Annotated in this window: 12 protein-coding genes; 5 read left to right on the top strand and 7 right to left on the bottom strand. The window is 70.7% G+C overall.

What is annotated here, in order from left to right:
- Positions 1 to 88: 88 nt before the first annotated feature.
- Positions 89 to 3,376, bottom strand: coding sequence for a UvrD-helicase domain-containing protein (locus tag QM772_RS15780; RefSeq protein ID WP_415138116.1), 3,288 nt, complete (start codon positions 3,374 to 3,376; stop codon positions 89 to 91).
- Positions 3,377 to 4,075: 699 nt separating this feature from the next.
- The gene (locus QM772_RS15775; RefSeq protein ID WP_415138114.1) at positions 4,076 to 6,592 is read right to left on the bottom strand and encodes a PD-(D/E)XK nuclease family protein; all 2,517 of its coding nucleotides are present in this window, start codon (positions 6,590 to 6,592) and stop codon (positions 4,076 to 4,078) included.
- 103 nt (positions 6,593 to 6,695) lie between these two features.
- Between QM772_RS15775 and trxA the strand changes: the two genes are divergently transcribed.
- The 4 genes from trxA to QM772_RS15755 all read left to right on the top strand — a co-directional run bounded on the left by trxA (position 6,696) and on the right by QM772_RS15755 (position 10,886).
- Positions 6,696 to 7,028: a thioredoxin TrxA gene (trxA, locus tag QM772_RS15770; RefSeq protein WP_415138112.1), complete on the top strand. Its 333-nt coding sequence runs from the start codon at positions 6,696 to 6,698 to the stop codon at positions 7,026 to 7,028.
- Between the two features lie 232 nt (positions 7,029 to 7,260).
- The gene (gene rho / locus QM772_RS15765; RefSeq protein ID WP_415138110.1) at positions 7,261 to 8,526 is read left to right on the top strand and encodes a transcription termination factor Rho; all 1,266 of its coding nucleotides are present in this window, start codon (positions 7,261 to 7,263) and stop codon (positions 8,524 to 8,526) included.
- 80 nt (positions 8,527 to 8,606) lie between these two features.
- Positions 8,607 to 8,858, top strand: coding sequence for a type B 50S ribosomal protein L31 (locus QM772_RS15760; protein ID WP_415138108.1), 252 nt, complete (start codon positions 8,607 to 8,609; stop codon positions 8,856 to 8,858).
- 321 nt (positions 8,859 to 9,179) lie between these two features.
- A complete protein-coding gene (locus QM772_RS15755; RefSeq protein WP_415138106.1) occupies positions 9,180 to 10,886 on the top strand; it encodes a hypothetical protein in 1,707 nt (568 codons plus the stop codon).
- Between the two features lie 167 nt (positions 10,887 to 11,053).
- Here the strand turns inward: QM772_RS15755 and QM772_RS15750 are convergent, their stop codons facing one another.
- A complete protein-coding gene (locus QM772_RS15750; protein ID WP_415138104.1) occupies positions 11,054 to 11,974 on the bottom strand; it encodes a hypothetical protein in 921 nt (306 codons plus the stop codon).
- A gap of 87 nt (positions 11,975 to 12,061) precedes the next feature.
- Between QM772_RS15750 and QM772_RS15745 the strand changes: the two genes are divergently transcribed.
- Complete coding sequence (locus tag QM772_RS15745) at positions 12,062 to 13,081, top strand: IS30 family transposase (RefSeq protein WP_415139626.1); 1,020 nt, start codon at positions 12,062 to 12,064, stop codon at positions 13,079 to 13,081.
- Between the two features lie 353 nt (positions 13,082 to 13,434).
- Here QM772_RS15745 and phoR read toward each other — a convergent pair whose 3' ends face one another.
- The 4 genes from phoR to pstB all read right to left on the bottom strand — a co-directional run bounded on the left by phoR (position 13,435) and on the right by pstB (position 17,337).
- A complete protein-coding gene (gene phoR, locus QM772_RS15740; RefSeq protein ID WP_415138102.1) occupies positions 13,435 to 14,781 on the bottom strand; it encodes a phosphate regulon sensor histidine kinase PhoR in 1,347 nt (448 codons plus the stop codon).
- 31 nt (positions 14,782 to 14,812) lie between these two features.
- Positions 14,813 to 15,532: a phosphate regulon transcriptional regulator PhoB gene (gene phoB / locus QM772_RS15735; protein ID WP_415138100.1), complete on the bottom strand. Its 720-nt coding sequence runs from the start codon at positions 15,530 to 15,532 to the stop codon at positions 14,813 to 14,815.
- A gap of 85 nt (positions 15,533 to 15,617) precedes the next feature.
- Positions 15,618 to 16,319 (bottom strand): phosphate signaling complex protein PhoU, encoded by a 702-nt coding sequence (gene phoU / locus QM772_RS15730; protein WP_415138098.1) that lies wholly within the window; start codon positions 16,317 to 16,319, stop codon positions 15,618 to 15,620.
- A gap of 193 nt (positions 16,320 to 16,512) precedes the next feature.
- Entirely contained in the window at positions 16,513 to 17,337 is an 825-nt protein-coding gene (gene pstB, locus QM772_RS15725; RefSeq protein ID WP_415138096.1) for a phosphate ABC transporter ATP-binding protein PstB, read from the bottom strand.
- Between the last annotated feature and the right edge of the window lie 21 nt (positions 17,338 to 17,358).

The following is a 17,358-nucleotide window of genomic DNA, read 5'->3' as shown; positions in this document are numbered from 1 at the left end:
CCTGGACCGAGCGCTCGCCCTGCGATCCCGCTCGCCATGGCGCCTTCCAAACCTTGCTCAAAACAGCGGGGGGTTGACACGGGGTGTCTCATGCCACCACCCTGCCCTCCCCGCTCAGGAACGCCACCCGCACCACCTGCCCCGGGTGCAGGCGCTCGATGGCGGCGCGGTAGCGGGCAAGCTGGTCTTGCAGCACGGCATCGCGCTCTGGATGGAACGCGCTCTTGTAGTCCAGCACCCACCACGCCTCGGGCTCGGCGGCGCTGGCGCGGCGGCGCACCAGGCGGTCGATGCGCAGGCGCTGGCCCTGGTGGACGAGTTCGACTTCGTCGAAGGCTTCCAGCACGTGCTCGGGCGACCAGGCCCAGGCGGCCTCGCCGGTGAAGATGCGGCGCGCCAGCGCGTCGGCGCGGGCGGCCTGCCCGGGCGTGACGCCGAAGCGGCGCATGGCCTGGGCGATGCGCTCGGCGCGCCAACCCTGGGGCGCGTCGGCGGCGTGCTCCAGCAGCCAGTGCATGACCTCGCCCAGGCGCGAGGCATCGGTGGGCTCGCTGCGCTCGGGCTCGTCGAATACTTCTGTTTTAATAGCTGCTGGCGCTTGACTGGCGGGCGCTGGAGGCACTTCCGGCATATAGAACTCGGCCGGCGGCGCGGCCGCCGCAGCGGGTTCGGCGGGCGCGGGCAGCGGCGCGGCGGCGGGCTCGATGCGCTGCCACCAGCTCGACGCAGGCGCGCGGTGCGGCTCCACGCCGCTGACGACCAGGCGCCGCCGCGCGCGGGTCATGGCGACGTACAGGGCATTGAGTTCCTCGCGCGCGCGGGCGGCGTCCTCGCCCGCGGCCAATTCGTCCAGGCTGGGCGGCGGGTCGCGGTCGTTGGCGACGAAGGCCAGGCGGCGCGGGCGCGGATCGCTGCCGGGCCAGTCGATCAGCACGCCGGGGCCGGCGCGCGCGCTGTCGGCGCCGGCGGCCGTGCCCAGCAGCAGCACGCAGTCGGCCTCCAGCCCCTTGGCGCCGTGCACGGTGAGCAGTTGCACGCTGTCGGGTTGCGCGTGGCGCGGCGCGGGCAGGCGCTGGCGGCGCAGGGCGCGCACCCACTGGTAGGCGGTGAGGTAGCGCCCGCCGTTGACCTGCAAGGCGCCGGCCAGCAGCGCGCGCAGCTGCGCCAGCGTGTGGGCGCGCTCGGGCGCGGGCGCGGCGGCGGCGAAGCGGGCCAGCACGTCGCCGTGCTGGTAAATGGCTTGCAGGGCGTCGTGCGGCGGCAGGGTGGCCAGCCAATGCCGGTATTGCATCAAATCGGCGTGCAGCGCCCGTCCGTCCTTCGCCAGCAGCTCTGTATTTGGTAGCACGTCGAGCCAGGCGGGGCGCTCGCCGCCCGCCGCGCGCGCGGCCAGGGCGATGCGCGCGAGGTCGTCGTCGGGCAGGCCGAACAGCGGCGACTTGAGCGCGCGCGCCAGCGACAGGTCGTGCCCCGGCGAGACCAGCGCATCGACCAGCGCCAGCACGTCCTGCGCCACGGGCAGGTCGCCCAGGTTCTGCGCCTCGGGCTGCTCGCAGGCGATGCCCAAGGCGCGCAGCTCGGCCTGCAACTCGCCCAGCGGCTGGCGCTTGCGGCTGAGGACCATGATTTCCTTGGTGGGCGTGCCGGCCGCCACCTGCGCGGCGATCCAGCGCGCGGCCTGGCGCGCCTCCAGCGTGCGCTGGTGTTCCTCGGGCTCGACGCGCGGGGTGGCGAGGCTGTCGCGCCAATGGAAGGGGTCGTCATCGTCCGCCGCGCGCTCGGGGCGCGGGATGAGCGGCAGCGCGGCGACCAGCCCGTCGCCATCGGCCGACTCGGTGGTGTGGGCGCGGTAGCCGTCGAACTCGCCCGCCGCCTGCGCCGCGGCCATGACGGCGTTGACGGCGTGCAGCACGGCGGGCGCGTTGCGGCGCGTATGGTCGCAAGCCAGCAGGTCGCCGCCCAGGGCTTCGGCGATGAAGCGCTGCGCGGCGCCGAACACGCGCGGATCGGCGCCGCGGAAACGGTAGATGCTCTGCTTGGGGTCGCCGACGATGAAGACGCTGGGCGGCGCCAGCCCGCCGCCCGCGCCGGCGTAGCCTTGCAGCCAGGCGTGCAGCGCCTGCCATTGCAGCGGGTTGGTGTCCTGGAACTCGTCGATCAGCAGGTGGCGCACGCGCGCGTCCAGCCGCTGCTGCACGTAGCCGCTCAAAAAATCGTCGGACAGCAGCGTGAGCGCGGCGCGCTCCACGTCAGCCAGATCGACCCAGCCGCGTTCCTGCTTGAGCAGTGCGAAAGCGCGGATGAAAGCGCGCGTGAGGCGCGCCATGCGCTGGTGGTGGGCGCGGGCCTGGTGCTGGCGGGCGGCGGCCAGCAGGCGCTGCAACTCGGGCTCGGCCTCCTGCGCGGCGGGAAACTTCTGCAAGTGTTTGGTCAGCCGGTCTTCTGTTTTGACGAAGAAGGCGGCTTGCAGCGCGGCCAGGCGCGGGGCCGCCTCGGGCAGCGACTCGAATGCATCGACCACGGCGGCAGCGGTGGCCTGCGGAGTCTTGTTCTTCTCGGCGCCGAGTTGGCGGGCGCGGGCCAGCCAGCGTTCGCGCGCGGCGGCGGTCAGCAGCGCGTCGGCCGGGTGGGCGTCGTCGGCGAACTCGGGCCAGAGCGCGGATGGTGGCGCCACCGCTTCATCCACGTGGCCGGCTTCGTCGGCCAGCGCGAATTCGACGCGGCGTGCCAGCGCGGCCTCCAGCGCGGCGTGCGCGCGGGTGCGGCCGAGGTCGGCCACCAGGGCGGCGTAGTCGGCGCGCAGGGCGGGGTCGCCGTCGATGGCGTCGAGCGCGCGGCGCCAGGCTTCGGCCACGGCGTCGGTGGTGTCGTCCAGCAGTTCGTAGCTGGCGGGCAGGCCCAGGTCGGCCAGCACTTGCAGCGGCGCGCTGCGCAGCAGGGCCGCGAACCAGCTGTGGAAGGTGCGGATCTGCACCGTGCGGCCGCTGACGAGCAGGGTTTGATACAAATTTTGTAGCTGCTCGCGCCCGTCCGGCAAGCGCTGGGGCTCGATTCCTCTTGCAAGCAGTTCGGCGTCGAGGCGCGCGGCCCAGGCGGGCGGCGTCTCGCCCGCGCGCGGGCGGGCGAAGTCGGCCAGCCAGGCTTGCAGGCGCTGGCGCATCTCGCCGGCGGCCTTGCGGGTGAAGGTGATGGCCAGGATCTCCTGCGGTGCAGCACCTTCGAGCAACGCGCGCAGGATGCGTGAAACCAGCATCCAGGTCTTGCCCGCGCCGGCGCAGGCTTCGACGGCGACGTGGCGGCGGGGGTCGCAGGCGATGGCGTAGAAGGCCGCGCGGGTGCAGGGGGTGTTGTTGTGTTCGTAGGCGGGGGTGGTCATTGCTCGGCCGCCTGTGGGGGTTGGATGCGCTGCTGGCCGGGATGTGCGCCCGGCGGCGCACCTACTTTCTTTGCTTCGCCAAAGAAAGTAGGCAAAGAAAGGCGACCCCAAGTCTGCGACCCCTTCGCTGCGCTGCGGGGCAAACCTGCGTCGCGGGGCTTGCGGGGTGCGCCGCAGAACTCACTGCGCGCCTGCGGCGCTCCGTTCAGACAACCGCGGCGAGTCAGTTCACGAAGCGTCTGCATCCTGCGGTGCAGCCGCCACCCCGCAAGCCCCGCGCCGCAGGCGCAGCCACAGGGGGTTTGAAGTCCACACGGGCCATCGCTTCGCTCGGCCTCCAAGGCGCGGGCGCTACGCGCCGCGTGTGCGGGGCCGAGCGCAGCGATGGCCCGTTGGGGTTCCCCCTCCCCTCTGCGCGTGCCGAGGAGCGCAGGGCGTGGGGCGGGCGCGTGCAGCGCAGCATGCACGCGCTTCGTGCTCTGACTCATTGCGGTTGTCTGAACGGCGCTGCGCAGCAGCAAAGTGAGTTCCGCAATGCCGCCACACGACCGAGCACCGCAGGTTGCCCCGGAGCGCAGCGCAGGGGACACGCGAAGTGGGGTCGCCTTTCTTTGCCTACTTTCTTTGGCGAAGCAAAGAAAGTAGGTCGCCCGCCGGGGCGAACTCCCGGCCAGCGGCGCAGCCAACAAAACAGCCTCCTCACCCATGCCAGAAATCCTTCCGACACAACCCCCTCGCCGCACACCACTCACACACACTCCCCTCCCCCAGCGGCCGCATCGGCTCCCCCTCCACCACGCGCGCCAGATCGTCCGAGATGCCCTGGTGCAGCGCACCCGCCAGTTGCAGCAGCTCGTCCGGCGCGTACAGCTTGGCGGCCTCGCGCTCGCTCACGTTCAGGTAAGCCGCCTGCGGCGCATCGTGGCCGGTGAGCAGCGCATAGAAGGCCAGTTGCGTGTCCTCGCTGCCGGCCCTCAGGCGCGCCTGGGTGCGCGCGGGGCTTTCGGTCTTGTAGTCGATGACCAGCGGCGCGCCATCGGGCAAGCGATCCACGCGGTCGAAGGCGCCGTGCAGCCTCAATTCGCCCAGCGTCCGCTGCACGCGCTGCTCGGCCTGCTCGAACACGGCGCCGGTGGTGGATTCATAGCCGGCCAGCCATTGCAGATAGCCCTCGCGCAAGGGCGGCCACGCCACGGCGAAGGGCAGGAACTCACCGCCTTGCAAACCCCGGGCCTGCGTGGCCTGCTCGGCGGCGGCGTCCATCAGGGCCGCGCGATCGGCGGGCGGGTCGGCCTGAAGCATCTCGTGGAAGCGCCGCAGCACGTCGTGCAGCCACAGGCCGAAGTCGCGCTTGTCCACCTCCACGTCCAGCTCGCCCTCCTCCGCCAGCCCGAGCTGGCGCAAGGCGAAGAAGCGGTACGGGCAGGCGCGCAGCATCTCGTAGGCGCTGGCCGAGAGCGGCTGCGTGGGCAAGTCCGCGCCGCTGGGCGCGGGTGGCTGCACGGGCCGGGCGACGAGGGCGCGGGCGATGCGCGCATCGACACCGGTGACGCCCTGCCCCGCCAGTTGCAGCGCCTGCACCAGAGGCGAAGGCAGCAGCGGCTCGCCGCTGTCGTCGCTGGTGCGCCACAGCACGTCCACCTGCGGCACGGCCAGCGCCACGCGCCAGGCGGCGGCCTGGGCGGCGTGCAGTTCCTCGCGCCGGGGCAGGTGCAGGTCGCGCCGCTGCGCCTCGGTCCAGGGGCCGGCGGGCTCGGGCGCGGCGGGCAGGCGCTGCTCGTCGGCGCCGGGCAGCACCAGGGCCGCGAAGGGGCGGCCAAGCAGCTGGCTCATCGGCAGCACCACCACCTGCGCGCCGGCCGGGTGCGGCGGGCGGAAGCTGGCGGCCTCCAGCGTGTCGGTCAGCCAGCGGGTGAACTCGCGCAGGCCCATGCGGCGGCGGGCAGCGGGCCAGGCCGCCCAGCCGGCCTCATCGTCAAGGCCCAGCGCCTCGATGACGGCGGCGCCGGCGGCGTCTTCCCGCAGCGGCTGCCAGGCGCCGAAAGCGGCCAGCGCCTCGCGCAGGGCGGCCAGCCAGTCCGGCAGCGGGCGCGGAGCCTGCAACGCGGCGCGCAGGGCCTCGACACGCGCCGTGAGCGGCTGGCCCGCCGTGCGCGCGGCGGCCTCGGCCCAGCCGCGCACGGCGTGCCGGCGCAGGTGCTGCTCCAGCGCGCGCAGGGCCGCTGCATCGACGTCGGGCGCGAGCTTGAGCCAGTCCAGCACCGCGTCGGCCGGCGCGCCGCGCGCCGCGGTGCGCAGCAGCGCCACCACCTGGGCGGCGGCGTGGGTGGTGGAGAGCTTCCAGCCCGGCTCGTCGCGCAGCCGCGCGCCGCGCGCGGCCAGCAGCGCGCTGATGCGGCGCGTGAGCACGCGGTCGCCCGCCGCCAGCGCCACCGGCGCGCGGCCCTCGGCCAGGTGCGCCAGCACGCAGGCGGCGGCGCGCTCGGCCTCGTCCTCGCCGTCGGCGCAGGTGTGCAGCGCCACGGCGCCGGTGGGCGCGTCGGCGGGCCAGGGCAGCAGCACGGCCTTCTCGAAGTGGTGCTCGATCAGGTGCGTGGCCAGCGGGTCGGGTTGCAGGCCGGGGACGATGAACAGCGCGTCCAGCGCATCGCGCACGCGGGCGCCGAACAGCACGTCGGTGGCGTAGTCGGAGGTGCCGGCCCAGGCCAGGGCGATGCGGCCGAGCGCGGCCTCCAGCGCCATCGGGCCTTCGCCCGGCGCGGGCAGCGTGGCGCGGGAGCGCTCGGCCCAGTCGGTGCGCAGCGCGGGCGGCAGGCTGGCGGCAATGGCCGCCAGCTGCTGGGCCTGCGCCAGCAGCGGGCCGGCCAGGTGCTGGCGCTGCGCGCCCAGGCCGGCGGCCTCCAGCAGCGAGGCGGCGGTGAGGAGGTCGCGCCCATGGTCGCCGCAGAGATCGGTCGGCCCGGGGGTGAACAGGCCCACGCGCGCGGCCCAGGTGCGCGTGGTCTCGAAGCGCGGCGCGAAGCCGTCCGGGCACTGCACGGCCCACAGCCGCCGGGCCAGCGGCACGAGCTGGGCGTAGGGCAGCAGCACCACGCTGCGCGCCGGGTGGGCGGCCAGCGCGCGCAACTGGCGCTGCACCTCGGCGAGCAGCGCGGCCCAATGGTCCGGCACGGCGCTGGCGCTGGTGCGGCCATCGTTTGCAGCTATCGCGGCCATAGCGTGCGGCGGGATCGCGGGTGGGGAACGGGCAGGCGGGTTTCTGTCACAATCCGGCCTACTTTATCCGCTCGGATGAACCCCGCTGAGGAAGGATCGCCTGATGGCCAATGACCTGATCAAACACGTGAGCGACAGCTCTTTCGAAGCCGACGTGCTGGGCGCCGACAAGCCGGTGCTGGTGGATTTCTGGGCTGAATGGTGCGGCCCCTGCAAGGCCATCGCGCCGACGCTGGACGAACTGGCCAGCACTTACGACGGCAAGCTGCGGATCGCCAAGATCAACGTGGACGAGAACCGCACCGTGCCGGCCAAGTTCGGCATCCGCGGCATCCCCACGCTGATGGTGTTCAAGAACGGCCAGCTCGCGGCCACCAAGGTCGGCGCCATGACCAAGGCGCAGTTGTCGCAGTTCATCGACCAGCAACTGGCCTGAGTCCAGCCTGAACTGGCGCGGCCCCGGCCGCGTTTCCTGTCATAATCCCCCCGCAAGCCGCGCCCCGTATCCGGGCGCAGGCCCGACGCCCTGGCCCACCCGAGCCGCGCGCCCCCGGCGATACCCAGGCAGGGTGTCGCCCCTCCCCCTAGCGTTAGTTTTCCCCGTCACCCCCCGCTGCCGGCCACCCATGCCGACGCACCGCGAGCCCCACCGCTGGACGCCCACTCCCATGCACCTGAACGAACTGAAAGCGCTGCACGTCTCCGAACTGCTGAAGCAGGCCGAAACGCTCGAAATCGACAACGCCGGCCGCATGCGCAAGCAGGAGCTGATGTTCGCCCTCATCAAGAAGCGCGCCCGGGCGGGCGAGCAGGTGTTCGCCGACGGCGTGCTGGAGATCCTGCCCGACGGCTTCGGCTTCCTGCGCAGCCCGGACACCAGCTTCACCGCCAGCACCGACGACATCTACATCAGCCCCAGCCAGGTGCGCCGCTTCAACCTGCACACCGGCGACATGATCGAGGGCGAGGTACGCATCCCCAAGGACGGCGAGCGCTACTTCGCGCTGACCAAGCTCGACAAGGTCAACGACGGCGCGCCCGAGGCGAACAAGCACAAGGTGATGTTCGAGAACCTCACGCCGCTGTTCCCGCGCGAGCAGATGAAGCTCGAGCGCGACGCCTTCAAGGGCGAGGAGAACATCACCGGCCGCGTCATCGACGTCATCGCCCCCATCGGCAAGGGCCAGCGCGCGCTGATCGTGGCGCCGCCCAAGAGCGGCAAGACGGTGATGATGCAGACCATCGCCCACGCCATCGCGGCCAACTACCCCGACAGCCACATGATGGTGCTGCTGGTGGACGAGCGGCCGGAAGAGGTGACCGACATGCAGCGCTCGGTCAAGGCCGAGGTGATCGCCTCCACCTTCGACGAGCCGGCCGCGCGCCACGTGCACGTGGCCGAGATGGTGATCGAGCGCGCCAAGCGCCTGGTCGAGCTGAAGAAGGACGTGGTGATCCTGCTGGACTCCATCACCCGCCTGGCGCGCGCCTACAACAACGTGGTGCCCTCCAGCGGCAAGGTGCTCACCGGCGGCGTGGACGCCAACGCCCTGCACCGGCCCAAGCGCTTCCTGGGCGCGGCGCGCAACGTCGAGGAAGGCGGCAGCCTGACCATCATCGCCACCGCGCTGATCGACACCGGCAGCCGCATGGACGAGGTGATCTTCGAGGAGTTCAAGGGCACCGGCAACTGCGAGATCCACCTGGACCGCCGCCTGTACGAGAAGCGTGTGTTCCCCTCCATCCAGCTCAACCGCTCCGGCACCCGCCGCGAGGAGCTGCTGCTGGCGCCCGAGGTGCTGCAAAAAACCCGCATCCTGCGCCAGTTCATGTACAACATGGACGAGATCGAGGCCATGGAAATGGTCATCAAGAGCATGAAGGCCACCAAGACCAACGTCGAGTTCTTCGACATGATGCGGCGCGGCGGCTGAGGGCTATAATTGCAGGTTTCGCGGAAAGTACGCCGGATGGGCTGGCGCGGCTGCCGCAGCGATACCAAAGGATCTCCGACATGCGTGAAGGCATTCACCCCGACTACCGCGAAGTGCTCTTCGTGGACCTGTCCAACGGTTTCAAGTTCGTGACGCGCTCCTGCGTGAACACCAAGGAAACCGACACCTTCGAAGGCAAGGAATACCCGCTGTACAAGCTGGACACCTCCAGCGAATCGCACCCCTTCTACACCGGCACCCAGAAGTCGGTGGACAACATGGGTGGCCGGGTCGAGAAATTCCGCAACCGCTTCGGCAAGGTCGCGCGCTGACACCAGGCGGCGCCACGCCGCGCCAGCTTTCGACCACAAGGGCAGTCCGGGCAACCGTTCTGCCCTTTTTCTTTGCGCCGCGTTGAACCTAGAAACGGCAGTTGACCGCTTGAAACCTTCACGGAAGTCGCATGGGTATTGACGTTTTCAGCTTCGTTCACGCTCACCTGTCAGGTGTCAGCGCTACGCACTCGCCAGCACCGCGCTCGCCGCGCCATGCGGCGTTGCTCGTCCTTGCAGGCATGAGCCTGCCGCGTCCTCGCGCCTTGCCTGTCACGCCGATCACGGCACTGGCGAGTGCGTCCAACTGCCGTTTCTAGGTTGAACGCCAAGCCCAGCCCCGCCATCGTCACCCAGGACGCCGCACGCCGCCTGCCGCGCTGGGCGCTGCTGCTGCTGTGCCTGGCCTACGTGGTGCCCGGCTACGTCGGCCGCGACCCGTGGAAGAACGCCGACATCGCCGCCTTCGGCACCATGCTGGAGCTGGCCGCCTCGCCCGGCTGGAGCGACTGGCTGCGCCCCAGCCTGATGGGCACGCCGGCCGACACCAGCGCCCTGCTGCCCTACTGGCTGGGCGCCTGGGCCATGCAATTGGCCCCGCCATGGATGGCGCCGGAGTTCGCCGTGCGCATCCCCTTCGCGCTGATGCTGGCCGGCACCCTGGCCGCCGCCTGGTACGCCGTCTACCACCTGGCGCGGCACCCGGCGGCGCAGCCCGTGGCCTTCGCCTTCGGCGGCGAGGCCGAGCCCGCCGACTACGCGCGCGCGCTGGCCGACGGCAGCCTGCTGGCGCTGATCGCCACGCTCGGGCTGGCGCAGTTCTCGCACGAGACCACGCCGGCACTGGCGCAATTGTTCTTCGGCACCCTGGTGTTCTATGGGCTGGCCGCCCTGCCCTTGCGGCCCTGGGCCGCGCCGTTCGCCCTGCTGGCCGGCCTGCCGGGGCTGGCGCTGTCGGGCGCGCCCTTCACGGCGCTGATCTACGGCGGCTGGAGCCTGCTGGCCGTGCTCATGCCTGGCCGGCCGCCGCACGACGCGGCCATGCTGCGCCGTGCGCTGCCGAACCTGGCCGCTGCGGTGCTGGCCAGCCTGGCGCTGGCCTGGGCGCTGGACCTGTTCCGCTGGCAGATCGCGCCCTGGCGCACGCGCTGGGAAGACTGGCGCTCGCTCGGCCAGCTGTTCCTGTGGTTCACGTGGCCCGCGTGGCCGCTGGTGCTGTGGACGCTGTGGCGCTGGCGGCGCCAGCTCCTGGGCCAGCACCGGCACCTGGGCCTGCCGCTGATGATCGCCAGCGTGCCGCTGGCCAGCACCGTCTTCACCCTGGCCGGCGACCGCGCCCTGCTGCTGGCGCTGCCCGCGCTGGCGGCGCTGGCGGCGTTCGCGCTGCCCACCTTCCAGCGCAGCGCGGCCTCGCTGATCGACTGGTTCACCGTGCTGTTCTTCACCGGCTGGGCCATCGTCATCTGGGTGGTGTGGGTGGCCATGCAGACCGGCGTGCCCGCCAAGCCCGCCGCCAACGTGGCCCGGCTGGCGCCCGGCTTCGAGCCCGTCTTCCAGTGGCCGGCCTTCGTGGCGGCGCTGCTGGGCACGCTGGCCTGGATCGCGCTGGCGCGCTGGCGCACCGGCCGCCACCGCACCGCGCTCTGGAAGAGCCTGGTGCTGCCCGCCGCCGGCGCCACCCTGTGCTGGCTGCTGCTGATGACGCTGTGGCTGCCGGCGCTGAACTACGGCCGCAGCTTCGCGCCGCAGATGCGCGAGCTGCGCCAGTTGATCGGCGACGCCCCCTGCGTGGAAGTGCACGGCCTCGGCACGCCGCAGGTGGCCGCCGTGCGCTTCCACGGCGGCTGGACGCCCGCCCCCGCGCGCGGCCCCGCGCGCTGCCCCTGGCTGCTGGTGGACGTCGATGCCCAGGCCAGCCTGCCCGCCGCCGTGGACCTGCGCCAGTGGCGCGCCGCCGGCCAGGTGCGCCGGCCCACCGACAGCAACGAGACGCTGCTGGTGTTCAGGCGCGTGGACGCGGGGCGCTGAAGGTCAAACGGGCCCCACAGCAGCAGGCGCCCCACCGCGTCTGACTCAAAAATCATAGCTGCCAGCGCTTTCCTGACGGGCGCTAGAGTCCGATTTGGCTTGTAAACTTGGAGCCCGAAAAAAAGCCCGCCGGAATCGGCGGGCTGGGTGAAAGGGTTCGCGGTTGCTCAGTGCAGGCGGCCGGAGCGGGCGGCGCCGCGCCGGAACACCCCCACCATCAGGCCGAGCACCAGGCTCAGACCCAGCAGTTCCACCTTGCCGGGGCCGGGGACGGGCGCAACCGTGGTCGGCGCCGCGGCTGGCGCGGCCCAGAAGCTTACGGGCGGAAACCGAGTCTCCCCGCCATCGGCATAGGTCGCCGAGTTGTCAGCCGCCCAACTGCCCGACCCGGTGAGGGTGTAGCTGAAGCGGTAGAAGCCGACGGAGTCGGCGCCGCAGGTCAGCGCACTGTTGTTGTTGTTTTCGAAGATGCCGCTGACGGTGCCGCTGAAGCTGCTGGGCATGGCGCTGGCCTCGTACCAGCCTGTGGCGCCGTTCAGCGTGGCGGGGCTGGCGAAGTTGGCGGTGACGTCGAGGTTGAAGGCATGGAACACCCCGGCCGAAACCGCTGGCGCGCCGCCTCCCAGGCAGGGCGCCGGCCACAGCCGCGCGGCGTCCCAACTGTCGCCATCGCCGCCGGCCACGGTCAGCCGGAACCGGGTATGGCCCGGCTGCCAGCCGCCGGTGACGGTGGGGCTGCTCGTCAGGTAGTACTGGATGAAGCCGTCGTTGGTGTTGTTGGGGTTGCCCCAGCCATCGACTTGGGTTGTCTGGGTGGTGAAATACCACGCGGTGGACATGTAGGTCAGGTCCGAGCCGTAAGCAGCCGACGCCTCGCTGGTGACGGCGATATTGCCGTCGCGCGCGTTGAGGCGGGTGTCGCCGCCGGAGGCGGTCACGGTGACGATGGGAAAGGTGCCGGTGGAGTTGGTCTGGTTCTGCGCATCCAGCAGCGAGGGGTAGCGGGTGACGGAGCCGCTGTAGGTGAAGTTGTCGAAATTGACATTCAGCGGCGCGGCCTGCACCAGGCCAGCGAAGGCCAATGCCACGGCGGCCAGGTTGGCCCGGAATGCGAGTTTATGAAGGGCGGTCTCAACTCTGAAGTGCAACACCCTCACAGAGGGTACTGTACGCAAATGGGAACGAGATACGAGCAGTTGCAGCCAGAAGAGAGAGTGACGTTGGCCTCGCTGCACCAGCAAGGCTGGAGCATCAGGGCCATGGCCAGGCTTCAGGGGCGCAGCCCCAGCACCATCAGCCGCGAGTTGCGGCGCAATGCCACCGATGGCCGCTACGCCAGCGCGCCTGCCCAGCGCAAGAGCGAGCAGCGGCGCATCGCGGCTCGGCCATTGCCCAAGCTGCACAGCGATGGCGCTCTTTGGTACCTGGTCAGCACCATGCTGTGCTGGTATTGGTCGCCTCAGCAGATTGCCCGCACACTCAAGCGCATGTACCCCGCAGAGCCTGGCATGCACGTCTCGCACGAGAGCATCTACACCGCCATCTACGCCTACCCGCGCGGCGAGTTGCGCCGCCAGCTCATCTCTTTGCTTCGCCAAGGCAAGAGCACACGCCGACCGCGCTCGGCAGGCGCTGATCGGCGTGGGCAGATTCCGGACATGGTTTCCATCCATGTGCGCCCGCCCGAGGTCAATGACCGGGTGATGCCGGGGCACTGGGAGGGGGACTTGATCAAAGGGGCGGGTAACAAGTCCGCCGTGGGGGTGCTGGTGGAGCGCTCTACGCGCCTGGTGCTGCTGTGCAAGATGCCTGACGCATCGGCCGAGAGTGCGCTGGCTGCGTTCACCAACAAGCTGCGCCAGATCGCGGCGCCGATGCGCCAGACGCTGACGTACGACCAAGGCAAGGAGATGGCGCGCCACAAGGAGTTGGCTGCCGCCACGGGCATGCGGGTGTACTTCTGCGATCCCCACAGCCCTTGGCAGAAGGGCAGTTGCGAGAACACCAATGGCTTGCTGCGCCAGTTCCTGCCCAAGGGAGCTGACTTGAGCGTGCATGATCAGGATGCGCTGGACTCCATCGCCGACTTGATGAACAACCGGCCCAGGCAGACGCTCGGCTGGGATTCGCCCTACCAGGCGTTCCAGCAGTTCATGGCCGCTATCGACCAAAAGAACTCCGCTACCATCCATTGAATATCAATCAGCGGTGTTGCACTTCAGAGTTGAGACCGCCAAGCATATAGTCTCCATCTTGGTTGAGTGCGGTGACGATAACCGGTGCTCCATGTGTGCTGCGACGGCGCTACGCAGGGACGCCATGGATCGAACGGCTGCGCTTGATTATGGTGCGGAGCGTGCTCGTTTGCATCAAATTGTCACAAATACTCTCGATTTATGCAACAGTTCGTGGTTTTTCGCGACGCCAATCGCGCCAGAAGCCAGCGCTGCCCGGCCTGCCGCCACGTCCTGAGAGAAAATCAAAATTGATAGCTGCCAGCGCCCACCCAGCGGGCGCTGACGGCCGATATGGCTTGCAGCCCTGGGGCTCAGGCCGCGGTAGCCGGCGGCGGCTCGCCCGCCGCGCGCACGCGCGGCTCGGGCAGCACCAGGGCGAAGCACGAGCCCTTGCCAACGGTGCTGCTCACCTGCAGCTCGCCACCATGGCGCTGGGCCACGTGCTTGGCGATGGCCAGCCCCAGGCCGGTGCCGCCCGATTCGCGCGAGCGGCTGCGGTCCACGCGGTAGAAGCGCTCGCCCAGACGCGGCAGGTGCTCGGGCGAGATGCCGGGGCCGGTGTCGGTGACGGCCAGGCGCGCGCGGCCGTCGGGCAGGCGCTCCCACGCCACGTCGATGCGGCCGCCGGCCGGGGTGTAGCGCACGGCGTTGTTGACCAGGTTGGAGATGGCGCTGCGCAGCTCGCCGGCCGCGCCGGCCAGGGCGAAGCCGGGCGGCTCGGCGAAGTGCAGGCGTTGCGGGCGCTGATCGGGCGGGTGCAGCAGCTCCGACAGCCCGCGCGCCTCGGCCTCGCACTGCGCCATCAGCGCGCGCAGATCGACCGGCTCGCCGGCGCCGGGCGGCGGGCTGCCCTCCAGCCGCGACAGGGTGAGCAGGTCGTTGATGAGCGCCTGCATGCGCGCCGACTGCGCCGCCATCAGCGCCAGGTAGTGGGCGCGCTCGGCCTCGGTGAGCGGCAGCGACTGCATGGTCTCGACGAAGCCGGCCAGCACGGTGAGCGGCGTGCGCAGCTCGTGCGACACGTTGGCCACGAAGTCACGCCGCATGGCGTCGGCCTGCGCCAGCGCGGTGATGTCCTGCGACAGCATCAGCCGGTGCCCGGCGCCATAGGGGTGCAGCCGCACCGACAGGCGCACCGGGTGCGCGGACGTGTGGCCGCGGCCGACCAGCGTCACCGCGTCGCCCTCGTGGCGGCCGGCCAGGTAGGCGGCGAAGGCGGGCTCGCGCACCAGGTTGCCGATGTGCTGCAACACGTCGCGCTGCGGGTCGATGCCGAAATGCCGGCCGGCGATGTCGTTGCACCACTCGATGCGCCCCTGCGGGTCGAGCAGGACCACGCCGTTGGGCGATGCCTGGATGGCGGCCAGGAAGTCGTCCAGCCGCTGTGTGCTCTCGCGGGTGCGTTCGCGCTCGCCGCGCAGCGCGCGCGTGACGCGGTAGGCGGCCTCGCCCCACAGGCCGCGCAGCGCGGGGGGCGCGTTCAGGTCGGGTTCACGCAGCCATTGCACGAAGCGGCGGCCGCGCAGGGCATCAACCACCAGCACGGCGATCGAGCCCAGGGCCAGGCCCAGGGCCGCGCCGGGCCAGCCCAGCCACAACCAGCCGAGCAGGCCGATCAGGGCCTGCGCCAGGACGTAGACGAGAACGCGGATCAGCATGAATGGGCGCCGGCCGGCGGCGCGCGGAATCTTAGCCTGCCGTACTGCCCGCTGGCGCCACCAGCGGCTGCGCCGTCAGGCGGTAGCCGGCGCCGCGCACGGTCTCCACCAGCACGCCGGCGGGGCCCAGGGCCTCGCGCAGGCGCTTGACGTGCACGTCCACCGTGCGCTCCTCGATGAAGACGTGGTCGCCCCACACCTTGTCGAGCAGCTGGCCGCGGCTGTGCACGCGCTCGGCGTTCTGCATCAAGTAGTGCAGCAGCTTGAATTCGGTCGGGCCCATCTTGAGCGGCTGGCCGTCGTAGGACACGCGGTGCGTGGCGGCGTCGAGCAGCAGCGCGCCGATGGCGACGGTGCCGCCGACGTGCTCGGGCGCGCGGCGGCGCAGCACGGCGCGGATGCGCGCCAGCATCTCCTTGGTGGAGAAGGGCTTGACGATGTAGTCGTCGGCGCCGGCGTCGAGGCCGGCCACGCGGTCGGCTTCGTCGCCGCGCGCGGTCAGCATCAGGATGGGGACGGTCTTGGTGCGCGCGTCCTTGCGCCACTTGCGCGCCAGCGACAGGCCGCTTTCGCCGGGCAGCATCCAGTCCAGCAGGATGACGTCGGGCAGCACGGCGTCCAGCTCGCGCTGGGCCGTCTCGCTGTCCATCGCCCAGGTCGGCTGGAAGCCGTTGTGGCGCAGGTTGACGGCGATCAGCTCGGCGATGGGCGCTTCGTCCTCGACGATCAGGACGCGGGGCATGGTTCTCATCGCCGGGCCGCCCCAAGATGAGAACGCCCCCCCTCGGGGGGCAGCGCACTGCGCGAAGCGAGGAAGCGTGGGGGCATGATTTTCATCAGCGCGCTACCGATTCCACGTTTTCCAACCCGCTGTGCCGCACGTCGGCCCCCTTGACGATGTAGATGATGAACTCGGCAATGTTCTTGGCGTGGTCGCCGATGCGCTCGATGGCCTTGGCCAGCGTCAGCAGGTCCAGACTGGCGGAGATGGTGCGCGGGTCTTCCATCATGTAGGTGATGAGCTTGCGCACGAAGCCGTCGAACTCGCGGTCCACCTGGTCGTCGTCGCGGATGATGGCCACCGCCTCTTCGGCGCTCAGGCGCGCGAAGGCGTCGAGCGCCTTGCGCAGCTGCTGCGCGGCCAGGTCGGCGGCGATGCGCAGCTCGCCCGACGGCAGCACGCGCGCGTTGCCCGATTCGATGATGCGCTTGACCATGCGCGCGATCTTGGCCGCCTCGTCGCCCACGCGCTCCAGGTTGGCGGTGGTCTTGGAGATGGCCAGCAGCAGCCGCAGGTCGATGGCGGTGGGCTGGCGGCGCGCGATGATGGTGGACAGCTCGCGGTCGATGTCCAGCTCCAGCGCGTTCACGCGGCGCTCGGTTTCCTCCACCTGGTCGGCCACCTCGGCGCTGAACTCGGCCAGCGCGTACATGGCCTGGCGGATCTGCATCTCCACCATGCCGCCGAGCTCCAGCACGTGCGACGAGACCTGGTTGAGCTCGTGGTCGAACTGGCTGGAAAGGTGCTTGTCCTGCATATTTCGATTCCTTGTCAGTGTTCCGGAGTGCTGACGAATTTCCGCAGCACCTGAAACCCAATGAGCCCAATGGCCGCGGAGCAGGCCATGCCAGCGGCAGCCGTGGCCGGGGTTCCCCCGGCCAGTGGCTGCGCCCCCTGGAGGGGGGTGGCGAAACATCGCGCAGCGAGTGGAGCCTGGGGGTGGGTCATGGCTAACCGAAGCGGCCGGTGATGTAGTCCTCGGTTTCCTTGCGCTTGGGCTTGAAGAACAGCTCCTCGGTGGCGCCGAACTCGATCAGCTCGCCCAGGTACATGTAGGCGGTGTAGTCGCTCACGCGCGCAGCCTGCTGCATGTTGTGGGTGACGATGGCGATGGTGTAGTCGCGCTTCAGCTCGTGCACCAGCTCCTCGACCTTGCCGGTGGAGATGGGATCGAGCGCCGAGGTGGGCTCGTCCAGCAGCAGCACCGAGGGCCGCACGGCCACGCTGCGCGCGATGCACAGGCGCTGCTGCTGGCCGCCGGACAGCGACAGGCCGCTCTGGCCCAGCTTGTCCTTGACCTCGCCCCACAGCGCGGCCTTGGCCAGCGCCCACTCGACGCGCTCGTCCATGTCGGCCTTGTTCAGGTTCTCGTACAGGCGCACGCCGAAGGCGATGTTCTCGTAGATCGTCATCGGGAACGGCGTGGGCTTCTGGAACACCATGCCGACGCGGGCGCGCAGCAGGTTCACGTCCACGCTGGGGTCGAGGACGTTCTGGCCGTGCAGGCGGATCTCGCCCACCGCGCGCTGGCCCGGGTACAGGCTGTACATGCGGTTGAGCGTGCGCAGCAGCGTGGACTTGCCGCAGCCCGAGGGGCCGATGAAGGCGGTGGCCTTGCGCTCGGGGATGGTCAGGTTGATCTTCTTCAGGCCCTGGAAACCGTTGGCGTAGAAGAAATCCAGGTTGCGGATCTCCAGCGCCGGGCGCTCGGCCTGCGCCTGGGGCGCGGCGGGGGGGCGCGCGGGCGCCTGCGGACGGGGGGTGAGGACTTCCATGTTGATTCCTGGTCGATACGG

The organism is Ottowia sp. (genome assembly GCF_047601385.1).
Classification (GTDB): domain Bacteria; phylum Pseudomonadota; class Gammaproteobacteria; order Burkholderiales; family Burkholderiaceae_C; genus Ottowia.
Note: the sequence above shows the minus strand (reverse complement) of the source record. Positions and strands in the feature narration are given on the sequence as shown.

Coding starts and splice junctions, on each gene's coding strand:
- QM772_RS15780 (WP_415138116.1), bottom strand. CDS start 3,376: ATGACCACCCCCGCCTACGAACACAACAACACCCCCTGCACCCGCGCG.
- phoU (WP_415138098.1), bottom strand. CDS start 16,319: ATGCAGGACAAGCACCTTTCCAGCCAGTTCGACCACGAGCTCAACCAG.
- phoR (WP_415138102.1), bottom strand. CDS start 14,781: ATGCTGATCCGCGTTCTCGTCTACGTCCTGGCGCAGGCCCTGATCGGC.
- QM772_RS15745 (WP_415139626.1), top strand. CDS start 12,062: ATGGGAACGAGATACGAGCAGTTGCAGCCAGAAGAGAGAGTGACGTTG.
- pstB (WP_415138096.1), bottom strand. CDS start 17,337: ATGGAAGTCCTCACCCCCCGTCCGCAGGCGCCCGCGCGCCCCCCCGCC.
- QM772_RS15775 (WP_415138114.1), bottom strand. CDS start 6,592: ATGGCCGCGATAGCTGCAAACGATGGCCGCACCAGCGCCAGCGCCGTG.
- rho (WP_415138110.1), top strand. CDS start 7,261: ATGCACCTGAACGAACTGAAAGCGCTGCACGTCTCCGAACTGCTGAAG.
- QM772_RS15760 (WP_415138108.1), top strand. CDS start 8,607: ATGCGTGAAGGCATTCACCCCGACTACCGCGAAGTGCTCTTCGTGGAC.
- phoB (WP_415138100.1), bottom strand. CDS start 15,532: ATGAGAACCATGCCCCGCGTCCTGATCGTCGAGGACGAAGCGCCCATC.
- trxA (WP_415138112.1), top strand. CDS start 6,696: ATGGCCAATGACCTGATCAAACACGTGAGCGACAGCTCTTTCGAAGCC.